Here is a 12,825-nt window from a genome sequence, read left to right as displayed (position 1 = left end):
TAATTTTGATGAACTCTTCTCTTTATTCCACTTCAAAACCATAAAAAGAAACAGCAGATGGTTCCTTTGTAATACTTTATCAATGCATATTTGAATTCAATTAAAAAACACTTGAAACTTATAAAGTTTTCTTCACTAACGAATTGTATGACTAAGAATTTGTTACATTGGAGGAACTTTAATGAAATATAAAAAAGCCCTTTATTTTCTTTGGAAAGAGGTTTCTCGCTTTAAAAAAGAGTTATTCATAAATTTCATACTGATTTTCTCATCAATACCATTAGTAGCTGTGACTCCATTTTTAATCGAAAACTTGATGCAAGAAATTACAACAATAAACGATGGGCAAGGGATGAAAAGTGCCTTAATTACAGCTTTACTGATTCTTACTATTTATTCCTTCACACGTTTCATTTGGTTTCTAAGCGATTATCATGGAGACATTTTGAAACTGTTAGTGAAAGGAAGCTTGCGTGAGAAATTATACCTAAAGGTTCTAAAATTACCTGCCTCGTACCATAAAAGGAAGCCATCTGGTGAATTGATGGCGCGGTTCACCTCTGATATAGACATAGTTGGAGAAGAAACACTTTTTTTCACATCTGTTTTTCAGGCAATAGCTGAATTTTCGGTAGGATGTTATGTCGCTTTTAAATTAAATACCTATTTAGCCATAATATTTGTTTGTTCCTTGCCCATATACTTATTATGCCAAAAGCAGTTCAAACCAAAGATGGAAAGTATGTCTTTGTTAGAACGAGAGGCAAACGATAATGTTGTAAAATCAATAGAAGAAGGGATAAATTCCTCAATTATCATAAGATTATTGGAAAAAACTACCTATTTTTACCATCTTTTTCAAAACAAGATCCGTGACTGGAATAACTCTATGAAAAACAAAAGCTTTTATGAAAAACTATATACTAGTATAACTATGTATATTGAAGAGGGTTTACCTATTATTATTTTGTGCATTGGTGCAATTTTATCAATGAGGGGTTTAGTAGATATTCCAACGCTGATCGCCTTTTTTACATTCGTTGGAAGGCTATATGTCCCAGTATGGAACCTTGCTTTTCTCTTCACTACCACACCTGCCGCTTTTCCATCAATAGATAGAATTGAAACTTTACTAAATCAAGAAGAGGAAAAAACACGTAAAGGAATGCTCTTTCCAAAAGAATTTACAATTGATTTCCACGATGTTTTCTTTTCATATGAGGAAAATAATTATATATTAAAGAATATAAATTTACAAATCAACAAAGGTGAAAAGATAGCCATTGTTGGATCAACCGGAACAGGGAAAAGCACTTTACTTTTACTATTAACTGAATTATATAAACCGCAAAGAGGAGAAATATTGCTAAATAAATTAAAACTTTCACAATATGATCTTGCAGATTTAAGAAGAAATATTAAATATGTAGAAGGTTCTCCTTTTATATTCAATGCAAGTATAGAAGAGAATATATTATTAGGTGAAAAAGTTGAAAAAAGTATAATAAATGAGATTCTAGAAATCACACAACTAACAGAATTTTCAGAGTCTTTAAATAAAAACTGTTTGCTCTTATCCAGTGGGCAAAAGCAAAGAGTCAATTTAGCTCGAACATTATTACATCCTCCTAAGATGCTGTTGCTGGATGAAGCTACTTCTGCAATGGATTCACACACTGAAGAATTAATATTTGAAAGTCTAAAGGAAAAGGAAAAAGACATGACGATAATATTGGTTTCTCATCGCCTTTCAACAATAATAAAAGCAGATAAGATATATTTTATGGCAAATGGTACTATAGTGGATTCCGGTTCACACATAGAATTATACAAAAAGAATGAAAGTTACCGAGAATTATTTAAGAAACAGTATGTCAAAGATGCTCAGAATGACGGATAAAAACTTAAAAGACATTGTAACGCATTTATAGAATTGTTCAAAAAAATATTTGGAAGGGGGGAATAGATTTATGGAAACAATTATATTAAAAGATATTCGAAAGGTTTATAAAAATGGGGTAGAAGCTTTGAAAGATATAAATATTTCAATAAATGCGGGAGAAATTGTAGGATTGATCGGGCCAAACGGTGCAGGAAAAACTACCCTGATAAATATAATATTAGGACTTTTGAAACCAACTGAAGGGGTTTCAAAAATTTTAGGGGTAGATACTGATAAGATGACCAAGCGCGAAAGAAAAAAGATAGGTTTTATTTTGGACGGACCTGGTCTATATGATGATTTAACGGTTGATGAAAATATAAAGTTCTGGAGTGAATTATATGAAGTTTCCCAAATACGGGGAGAAGCATTACTAAACCAATGGGGACTTTATGAAAATAAGGGAAGTTTGGTAAAGGAACTTTCCGCAGGTATGAAACAAAAGTTAGCCATATCAAGAGCATTTTTGCATGATCCTTCAATTGTTTTAATGGATGAACCAACGTCCAATCTTGATCCTGTAGCCAGAAAAAACATGGTAGAATTTTTAAAAAGCTTACATGATAAAGAAAAAACGCTTTTAATAACCTCTCATGATCTTTTCGATATAGAAAGAATATGTTCAAGGATAATACTTTTGAGAAGAGGGCAAATAGTTGTAACTGGAAATATGGAAGAATTGAAAGAGGCTTTGGGAGTTAGAATGGGTGTAACAATAAAGGTAAGTAATAAAATTCCCAAGAATATAGTAAATGAGATTTCCAAGGATTCTGAAGTAAATATAATAGGGGAAAAAGAGTTGATGCTCTCTGGAGATAAAATAAGTCCATCATCAGTAGTTCGATATCTCGTGAATAAAGGAATAGACGTTGAAAGGGTGGAAGAAGAAAAAGTAACGCTTGAGGATATATATACTTATATCGTGAAGGAGGACGAAGAATGATGAGAGCCCTAATTAAAAAAGAGTTACGAATGTTCATAAGGAAACGATTTCAATTTTTTTCTCTTTTGACGGTTATTACTATCTTTGTAATAACGTTTAATTTGGATAGTTCAAATAAATTTAACCCTATTCTTATCTCCTCTTTTATAGTTACTTTTTGCGTTCCTTATTCATTTGGTTGGATCAGCTTTCAACGAGAGAAGGAAAATAAAAACATCTCATACCTTTTGGCATCACCTTTAAATATAAAAGAAATATTCTTTGGGAAAATGTTGGCAGTATTATTGTTCACACAGGTATTCATGTTATGGGGAGTTATTGTGCAATATATAACAAACATTTTTTCTATGGGAGTAATTGCTAATTTTGAAATACTTTTGACGGTATTGATAACCTTTCCGATTTGGTCGGCGGTACTTAGTGGTTTAGTTGGAATAGGGCTTCTCGTGTTTGATAACCCATTCATAGTTAGAATCCTTCTTTTTTTATTCTTAATTTTTGTGGGAATGAATGGAAATCTGTGGGAAAAGTTAATTATTTTAGAAAACTGGCAAAATCTTATTTTGATATTTCTGGGATTAATGGCTATATTAGGAATCATCTACTTCGTAGATATCTTTGGCAAAAGACTGATGGTTGAATAAGAAAAAAATGGCGTGGCGAGCCCAAAAGAAGTTTGTAAAACACAGAAACGCAAAAATTATTTCAACAAGCAAAAAATTCAGAAGTATAAAAAAAGTAATTGGTTGGCAAGTTGACCGTTAAATCAGGTAGCAAGTTTTACAAGTATCGACCACTTTGTTTGGAGGGAGATGGATTTGATATGGATATTATAGAAATAAAAAATCTTTGCAAAGAATACAAAGGAAAAGAAGAGGCTGCTTTGAGGAATATAGACATCTCAATTAAAGAAGGAGAAACTTTTGGATTGTTGGGACCTAATGGTGCGGGTAAAACAACCATGGTTAGACTAATTTTAAACATTTTAAAACCAACTAAAGGTACAATAAAGGTATTTGGTGTTGATGTTACATCAAAGGAATATGACAAAAAGAGAAAAAAGATAGGCTTCATGCTTGAGAGTTTGGGTGTATCTTACATCCTTACGGGATATGAAAATATGGAATTCTTTGACAGGATATATTATGAAGATTCTAGTCCCAGTGAAAGGAAAGAAAGGATTGAAAGTCTTCTTACTTTTGCAGGGTTGTGGGAAGTAAAGGATAAGCCCGTCGCCACATATTCCCATGGTATGACCAGAAGATTAACCCTTGCCAGGGCTCTTATCTGTGATCCCACTTTAATTTTTCTCGATGAACCTACGCTTGGATTGGATCCTGAAGCAAGAACGTTGATAAGAGAAATGCTTCTTGCTCTCAAAAAGGAAGGAAAGACAGTATTTCTGACATCACATGATCTTGAAGAAGTAGAAAAGATATGTTCGAATATAGCGATTATAAACCATGGCGAGATGGTAGCACAAGGTTCTTATGAAGAATTAAAAAGTCGTTTCAGTGCAAGAAGAACTGTTGTAAAAGTAAAAGAAATTGGGCCTTGGGTAGAAGAATTAAGTAAAGAAATGAAAATAGAAATCGATGGTAATACGATTTACATCGAAGGGAATGATTCTGGAAGAATATTTGAAGTACTGGCAAAAACAGGTGTAAAAGTTCAGGAGATGAAAACAGAAGAAGAAGGGTTGGAAGATCTATATTTAAAGCTATTAAAATCCGAACCAGAAGCTAGAAAAGGCCTTGTAACGAGAGCATTAAAAGGGGTGAAAAGATGAACGCAATCCTATGGAAAGATCTCACTGTTTTAAAAAAATCCAAGGGTTCCTTTCTTTTTTCAATAATACTTGGCTTATTTATAGCTATTTCATCCTTAATATCAATTGAAAAATTTCAGCAAAGTTATTCAAATCTAATACTATTGATTCCTTTAATCGTTGGGTTTAACTTAAATAACAAAATATTTTTTATGGAAATTTCAGATAGATCGTTAGAAAGTATCCTTGCCACGCATTATTCAGTCAGAAAAATACTTCTTATTAAGGCACGTTTAATAACGATTGTTTCCCTTTGTCTGGGGTGGATAATCCTTTTTATTTCAACATTCATTTCCTGGATAATGTATAATGAAATTGTAATTCCTTCAATAAATAATCTTCTGATCTTGGCAATAGCGGTTCCCTTTGTCTTTAGTATAGAGGGTTTGGTGGGGAGTTGTTACTGGTTCTTTGCAAACATCACAGTTACCACACTTATTAACTCAGGAGTCTTTATATTTGCGGTTCTCTTTTTGAATCTGAGTGCTTTTTTCTTAACTTACTCACTCAGGTTAATGGTTATAATAACACTGATCGTTTCAGCGATTTTGATCGCTATATTCTTAGGAATCATAAGGAAAATAAATAAAGAAAAGGTGGCTATAGCAAGACTATGAAAATAAAAATAGACGCCATATTGTGGAAAGATCTCATCTTTTTAAAAAAGGGAATAAAAACTTTGATTGTAAGCCTGGCTATGATGATAGGTATGGCATGTTTTATTGGAATCGTTAATCCTTATCTATCTTTAGAAGTTCTATTACCCTTTGTATCTTTACTATTCACTACCATGATTTTTGGGATATGTGAAAATGTGAGGGAAATGATGAGTGGTTTTCTCGAAGCAATCGCATCGACTCATCTCTCGCTGAAAAAAGTTTACTTTAAGGATGTTATGTTTTCAGTTATTATTGGAATGATTTTATCAATTTTCACGTTCTTAGTATCAATAATAATCTTAAAGACATTCGGTTATGAAGCTGTATTTTCGCATTTGGGCTCAGTTTTGATCCTTTCTTTATTTACGTCTATAGGGAGTTTGGGGATACAAAGAGAAGGCGGGATTTCATTGCTTTCTTCAAATACCTTTTTAAATAAGTTTTTAGGCTTTGTAACATTACCTTTTTATCTTTTTTCTTTTCTTATATTTTTTATAGATTGGGCGTATACGGTTCTTTGGATTATGTCAATTATCGGCGTAGTTATTTTTTTGATCCTATCCTTCTTTGGGAGAGAGAACAAAGAAGCTGTCATTAATTTATGGGGAGCGTAGAGAAAACCTCCTGTGGCAGAACAGTCCAATGACATACTTTGTAAAGAGGTTTAAGGATAGAGGTCATAAGGGGTGGGAAGTGAGGGAAAAGAGACCCCATATATTAGATTTTAGAGTTTTTAAAGGCAATAATCTTATGAAAACTGGAGGGTCTGACCTATGGGGCGTTTTGGTAAATCAATCAAACTTGACTCTACAATAATGAAATATTATTTTATTATTATGCTTTATGAGGGTATTGATAAATTATTTGGGACTGTCTATGTTGCTCATATGGGTATAAGGGGATTAACTTCATTTCAAATTGGACAGGTATTAGCGATTTCTTCAATAGCGTTAAGTATATTTGACTATCCAACTGGAAACATTGCAGATAAATACGGTCGGAAAAGATCGTTAGTGTTAGGATTTTTTATATGGTCCATCGGTTTACTGGTATTTTTCCAAGCAAGTAATCTATTCACTTTTATCTTGAGTATTTTATTGTGGGCAGTCGGCGTATCGTTGATTAGTGGTACTCCAGGAGCTTGGTTTGTAGATGAAATTACTAAAGAAGGTCGATCGCATTTAAAAACGAAAGTGTTTCCTAATGCAAATGCAATTTCACTAATATTCGGTGCCATTGTGGCTTTATTGTCCTCTCTTCTTGCAATTGGTCGTCCGGATTTTCCCTTATTGGTTGCTGGTATAATGGGACTTGGGACATCCATCATTCTTATTTTCATTTTAAATGAAAATTACGGAGATAGGGCAATTTCATTTAGGAAAGCCCTTGTTCGAAACACAATTGATATTTTTAAAAGTACCACCATGAGATTAATTTTGATTCGCTCTATGACAGGAAGAATCGCATTCCAGACCTTTGTAATGATATGGCAATTATATATGGTCAAAGAGCTTAAATTGCCTACTGCATACTTAGGTTTCACAATGGCCATTTTTCTTGTAGTTTTAGCAGTCGGAAATAGTTTAGCAGGCATACTTCTAAAGCGTTTTGAAGGTGTGAAAGTATCAATAATGGGGCAAGGTTTAATTGCAATAGGTTCTATTACAATTGCTTCTCACACTTCAATTGTAGCTTTCTACATAGGTGCCTGTTTAATCGAATTGGGATTGGGCATAGATATGAGTGCTAGTTCAGTATGGGTTCATGATCTTATTCCAAGTGAGAGGAGAGCATCTTATATTTCAGCTATTTCTGCTGCTGGATCCCTGTTTGGATTCACTATTCCTTTGGTAAGTGGTTATATCGCAGATCAGATAGGTTTTCGCTACAATTGGTTATTAGCCTTTATAGGAAGCATTATTACAATTACACTATTAATCAAAATCGGTGTAACAATAAGAGCTGTGAGAGAAGGAGTGCAGAATGTCGAGAAATCAAAATAGTGAAATCAATACTTGTTTCCATAAGGTATTATCGGGAGGTTAAAAGGGATGAATCAAAATAAGTCAAATCCAGAAAAATCTATGACTAAATTTATGATAATTTGGATAGGGCAATTTGTCTCTATTTTAGGCTCTGGTTTGACAACTTTTGGGTTATCTGTCTGGGTTTTAGAAACAACTGGAAGTGCAATGACTTTTACTATGACTGTTTTAATGCGAATTTTACCAGGGATAATCTTTGCACCGATCGCAGGAACATTTGCTGATAGGAAAAATAGGAAAAATATAATTATATTCACGGACGCATTTGACGCACTTTTAAAAATCTTTATGATCATATTGCTTATAACGGGGCAAATGAAACTATGGATGATTTTCCCAATTAACTTCATATCTGCAGTATTTGGGACATTTCAGAGTCCTGCATTCACTGCCTCTATCCCGGAAATTGTTCCTAAGAAAAACCTTGGTAGGGCAAATGGAATGATGCAATTAATCCCATCCATTCAAAATATAATAGCACCTGTAGTAGCAGGAGCTCTATACCCTTTAATTGATTTATCAGGTTTATTAACAATCGATTTTATAACATTCTTTGTAGCAATAGGGACAGTTCTATCACAAAAAATTCCACAGCCTGTTATCGAAGATAAAAGGGTGAATATGGGTAATATAATCAATGATTTTAAATATACCCTCACATATTTAAAAAGAAAACAAGGTTTTTTCTCACTCATAGCTGTATTCGCCCTGTTAAATTTCATAGCTAATTTGTGCATAGTACTTGTTGGCCCAATAATAATGGGTAATTATAATTCCGTAATTTATGGGATGGTAAATTCCATATCGGGAATAGCATTAGTTTTAGGAGGGTTAGTTGCAAGTGTTATACCAACTATTAAAAATAGGGTAAAAGTGATATTTATTGGGCTCATACTATCAGGTATAGGTTTGTGTGTGATGGGTGTATCGCCTCTTTGGTATATAATTGGTGTGGGATTTTTCATATTCATGTTGCCTGTTCCATTCACAAATGCAACATTGGGTACCATAATGCAGCTAAAAATTGAGGGTAACGTTTTGGGAAGAGTGGGCGCTGTGATAGATGGACTTTTGAAAATTATAACCCCAGTTGCAATTGTATTATCAGGTGTTTTGGCAGAAAAAGTATTCAATCCACTTCTTATAGATGGAGGCACATTAGCGAATACGTGGATTGGCTCTTTAATAGGTGTTGGGAAAAACAGAGGGATAGGACTTATGTTCATTCTATCTGGTTTGACTTTAATTGTCGTTTGTGTTTTAATGCTATTTAATAAAGTAGTAATGAACCTAGAAGAAAATAATCCAGATGCAGTTTTAGATTAAGAGAAAGTGAGCCTGATTTTTTTCCCGAAAATAGAGGTTAATTAATCTCGAGTTAAATTTACCTAGCTAAGGGAGTAGTGTCCCTCTTTTCCTTTAAACATGATTTCCATTTATAAAGGAGGAGAAATGAATTTAACAAACTTGCGTAAGATAATATCTTTTTATTCTTTGATTGGGAAACGAAGGCTTATACCCATATTGATTGGTGGCTTTCTTGCAACATCATCAATTGTATTCGGTTTTTTCATTCCATTGCTGGTAAGAAACATCATAGACGGGTTAACTATAAATATGCAAATGGAATGGAACTCCATTTATCTTTTAGCTATCTTATACACTGCCTCGTTTATCTTAACCTACATTGGCGATCAAATTTATTTACGTGAAAAATTCAAAGCTGCCGCGGATCTATCAAATCGTATTTTCAAACTCTCTTTCTTTTTCCCTTGGAAAAAACTTAAGCAACAAGGTTCGGCATACTATGCCTCTTTGATTAATAATCAACTTAACGAAGCTTTTGTCGTTCTTGATTATGGTTTTATTCGCAACATTTTTGTGCTTATACGAATGGTACTAATTTTGGTAATGGTTTTCGCTTGGAGTAAATTCTTTTTCTTCTTGTATGTGGTGAATGTGGCAATTGTAGGTCTATACACAAATATTATTGATCGAGTAAGCCATCGCCCTTATTCCCGAGGGTATGAATTAATGAGACAAGCAACGAATTTCATAGTTGAAACTTTCGAAAATCTCCATGAAATTTTTGCTGGAGAAGCAAAATCAAAACGTGAAAATGAATATGAAAGAATATACCAAAAGATTACGAACTCAGTAGTAGAAGCAGAAATACCAAGATCAAGGTTTGATAAATTGATGGTTGATCTGCCAGATTATTTTTCTCGTCTAATAATCTTGGTATATGGAAGTTTTTTAGTAATTAATGGACGTATGACAGTTGGAACAATATGGGCATTGTGGACATATTTTTCCTTTGTGACGGAACCTTTATACCTATTTAGGGAATTAGCCCGAATTGCAGTACGTGTTTCTGCAAATCTTGATACCATCCTTAAGTATTTCGACGAAGCAGAACACGCACAAAAGAATTACACGAAGAATGAAATATTTCCGGTTCCAAAGGTCCCCGTATATAGTCTGAAAGATGTCAGTTTTGGTTTTGAACCTGATAAACCATTTCTAAAAAAAATTTCCTTAAACGTTCAGCATGGAGAAACAATTGCTATTGTAGGTTTATCAGGAGAAGGAAAATCCATTTTACTCAATATACTACTTGGATTAGAGCAAAACTATGAAGGAGAAGTAAGAATCCTAGGTAATGAATTAAAAGGGACCTACCCCCTGGCAGTGTTCAAATATGTTGGATATTACTCTCAAACTGTTGGAATTTTCAATGAAACGCTTGAAAGCAATATCGTTATGGGAAGAAAGTTAGACGAGGAACGATTGGAAAAAGTAATTGATGATCTTAAATTGGATCATTTAAAAGGAAGACTTTTAGGAGAAGGAGGTAGTTTTGTTTCTGGTGGTGAAAAACAACGAATACAACTTGCAAGGTTATTTTACGCTGAAAAAGATGTAGTGGTAGTTGACGAACCACTTACTAATCTAGATACCATAAACGAAAGTATATTACTTGAAAAACTTGAAGATTATTTATCCACACGTTCTGGGATTATTATTTCCCATAAACCAAATGTTATTAGTCTTGCAAATAGGGTATTTGTGTTAAAAAATGGAACGGTTGCAGCAACAGGTAGTTTTAGTGAGCTTATGTCTGGAGATGATACTTTCAAAGGAATAATTGAAAGCTATCTATCAAGTGCTAACGAGATTGGAAGAAAGAAGATGGGATAAATCATTTGGATCTCTTTCAAAAAGTGAAGGTAGAAAAATTAGGAACTTGCGTACTAGACTATAATTAATTGTCATTCAAATAAGGAATTGGTTGGAATGTATTTATGTCTATAAGTAGGCATAGCTAACGGATGTGAAAGACTGGATACAAAGAGAGAGAAGAAAGGTACGAAGAGCTAAAAGAAATGGAGGTGCCAAAATGTTTAACACATTAGAAGAGATAGCAAAAAGAGACAGAGAAAAAGCTAAAGTGGAAGGAAAACTTGAAGGCGAAAGAGAATTTGCAATTAGAATATTAAACAAAAGATTTGGTAACCAATTAACCGAAGAGATAAAAGACAAGATAAGAAAAGCAGATGAGAAGACGATAGATTACATAGGGGATAACTTGTTAGAAATAACCATAGAAGAACTAAAAGAGTTATTGAAATAATTTTTTAAAGATGCCCAACATGGGCGTTTTTCAATTAAAAATTGCCGATAATTTCTACAAATTCTCCTCTTTCTTCCCCTTCAAACACATAAAAAGAAACAGCAGAAGGCTTTCTTTTCAGCGTGTATTTTTTCACGAATGGATCAATCTCTTTTGGTACTTTCGGTGTGAATTCTTTTGGTATATCCTTTAAATCGTAGTACCTACCGTAATTCATTATGAATCTTTCTATTATCTTTTTTTGGCTTGCATCAAGACTAATGTAATTTTCTATGAACTCTTTTAAATTCTTTTTATTTAAGTCTTTCATAAACTTTTTTACAACATCTTTCCTTCCCAAATAAAAAGGATGATCGGTGAAGGTTATATTTTTGTTTGTGTGGATTTTTGGTTCTTGAACGTTTGTTAGTAAAGAATTAAAATCTATCTTTTGATTTCTTTCGAAGATAGAGTTTATTAACTCTTTCGTGTAGTAATCACATCTTTCTTCAATTAAACTGTCATCTTCTATCTCTTTAAATATCTTTTTTAGATCAATCTCTTCTTTGTAGTAATGAACGAGGTAAGATGTAAAGAACTCTGATATTTGTCTTTCTTTTGAAAGGTTTTTAAACTTTTCAAGGTTTATCTCAAACTTCTTATCTATATCCTTCTTTTTCAATTCTTTGATTATGCATATAGGTGTGGATGTAGTGATTTCAAACTCAAGAGCATCTAATATGTTTCTCAAGGTACTTGGTTGAATGTACTTTGTCTTTGCAGATAAAAACTCTTTCAACGTTCTTTCAGAAACGTTCATTGAGTCTATGGGTATCTTTTCTTTTCCTATTTCTTTCCTTATGAAATCTCTTAGTTTTGGTGTACTTCTGTGTTGGTTGTTATCCAAATTGAATACATAGTACTTTAATTGGTTAATGATATCTTTAAAAGTATTTTTTATCGATTCACCTTCTGCTTTGTTTAGTTGAGATAAACACTTTGAAAAGATAAAGGCGGATTCATAAACCAAAGGATCGTTGTTATTCTTCTGCACTTGAAATATAGTATCAAGGGAATTGAAAACTTTTAAATTGTCATCATGGAAATAGTAACCAAGGTAGAATCCTAATGGAAAAATAAAAGCTAAAGCCTTTTCTTTGTTTGCATCTTTCAACCACCAAGATGAATTGTTTAAAGCTTGTACCATGCCAGAAGGATGTGGAATAGTTTTTAAAATCTTAAATGCTTCGATGTTTAAACAAACTGCTTCTTCGTATCTTTCTTCGTTCTTTTTCCCTCTTGCTCTTGATAGTAATATGAAGCCTTTGGTAATAGGAGCATTTTCATAACTTTCACTCCAAATCCTAATGGTTTGCAAATCTTTTTCATCAAAATTTAATTCACGAACATTCTTTAAATTCTCAACAACTATTCCTCTTAAATACTTAGGAAGTTTTTCGAATTCTTCCTTCAATTGATTGAATACTTCTTTAATTTCTTCATTTCTAGAAAGTTTGACCAAAATATCTATTTTTTCAATTAAAATTAGACAATACAAACCACCTTTTTTTAACTTTTGTAACTCTTCATCTATTATCTCGAGGGCTTCATCGTATTTAACATCCCATTTTAATTTTAAAACGTTTATGTAATTGATGATGTTTTTATTTTTATCTGATCTATCACTTTCTAAATAATGAACAACATAATTCAAAATAGGTCTTATGAACTGTCCTTTACTCACAATTTTATCCAGTAGTTTAATGTTCATTTCTCAACCCTCTTTCCTTTACCC

The 12,825-nt window shown here is 32.9% G+C and carries 11 protein-coding genes; 10 read left to right on the top strand and 1 reads right to left on the bottom strand.

The features are described 5' to 3' along the window. Positions 1-181 precede the first annotated feature (181 nt). From X929_RS01890 to X929_RS01845, 10 genes are all read left to right on the top strand, one after another. On the top strand, positions 182-1,900 hold the full coding sequence (locus X929_RS01890) for an ABC transporter ATP-binding protein (RefSeq protein WP_103065270.1): 1,719 nt from the start codon (positions 182-184) through the stop codon (positions 1,898-1,900). 70 nt (positions 1,901-1,970) lie between these two features. Beyond that, complete coding sequence (locus tag X929_RS01885; RefSeq protein WP_103065269.1) at positions 1,971-2,885, top strand: ABC transporter ATP-binding protein; 915 nt, start codon at positions 1,971-1,973, stop codon at positions 2,883-2,885. Next, positions 2,882-3,529, top strand: a complete 648-nt coding sequence (locus X929_RS01880; RefSeq protein WP_103065268.1) for an ABC transporter permease — start codon at positions 2,882-2,884, stop codon at positions 3,527-3,529. The genes X929_RS01885 and X929_RS01880 overlap by 4 nt, the downstream gene beginning before the upstream one ends. 98 nt (positions 3,530-3,627) lie before the next feature. Then, positions 3,628-4,674 carry an ABC transporter ATP-binding protein gene (locus tag X929_RS01875; protein ID WP_146255757.1) on the top strand — a complete coding sequence of 349 codons (1,047 nt, stop codon included), beginning with the start codon at positions 3,628-3,630 and terminating at the stop codon, positions 4,672-4,674. After that, positions 4,671-5,330 carry a hypothetical protein gene (locus tag X929_RS01870; protein ID WP_103066359.1) on the top strand — a complete coding sequence of 220 codons (660 nt, stop codon included), beginning with the start codon at positions 4,671-4,673 and terminating at the stop codon, positions 5,328-5,330. Before X929_RS01875 ends, X929_RS01870 begins: the two co-directional genes overlap by 4 nt. Further along, the gene (locus tag X929_RS01865; RefSeq protein ID WP_103066358.1) at positions 5,327-5,986 is read left to right on the top strand and encodes a hypothetical protein; all 660 of its coding nucleotides are present in this window, start codon (positions 5,327-5,329) and stop codon (positions 5,984-5,986) included. Before X929_RS01870 ends, X929_RS01865 begins: the two co-directional genes overlap by 4 nt. A gap of 159 nt (positions 5,987-6,145) precedes the next feature. After that, the gene (locus X929_RS01860) at positions 6,146-7,375 is read left to right on the top strand and encodes an MFS transporter (protein WP_103066357.1); all 1,230 of its coding nucleotides are present in this window, start codon (positions 6,146-6,148) and stop codon (positions 7,373-7,375) included. A gap of 48 nt (positions 7,376-7,423) precedes the next feature. After that, positions 7,424-8,743: an MFS transporter gene (locus X929_RS01855; protein WP_103066356.1), complete on the top strand. Its 1,320-nt coding sequence runs from the start codon at positions 7,424-7,426 to the stop codon at positions 8,741-8,743. Between the two features lie 126 nt (positions 8,744-8,869). Then, a complete protein-coding gene (locus X929_RS01850) occupies positions 8,870-10,618 on the top strand; it encodes an ATP-binding cassette domain-containing protein (protein ID WP_103066355.1) in 1,749 nt (582 codons plus the stop codon). Positions 10,619-10,817: 199 nt separating this feature from the next. Continuing rightward, entirely contained in the window at positions 10,818-11,051 is a 234-nt protein-coding gene (locus X929_RS01845) for a DUF4351 domain-containing protein (RefSeq protein WP_121875382.1), read from the top strand. Positions 11,052-11,085: 34 nt separating this feature from the next. Here X929_RS01845 and X929_RS01840 read toward each other — a convergent pair whose 3' ends face one another. After that, a complete protein-coding gene (locus X929_RS01840; RefSeq protein WP_103066354.1) occupies positions 11,086-12,801 on the bottom strand; it encodes a hypothetical protein in 1,716 nt (571 codons plus the stop codon). Positions 12,802-12,825: the final 24 nt, after the last annotated feature.

Source organism: Petrotoga olearia DSM 13574, from assembly GCF_002895525.1.
Classification (GTDB): Bacteria; Thermotogota; Thermotogae; order Petrotogales; family Petrotogaceae; genus Petrotoga; species Petrotoga olearia.
This window is presented reverse-complemented; position numbering and strand designations above follow the sequence as displayed.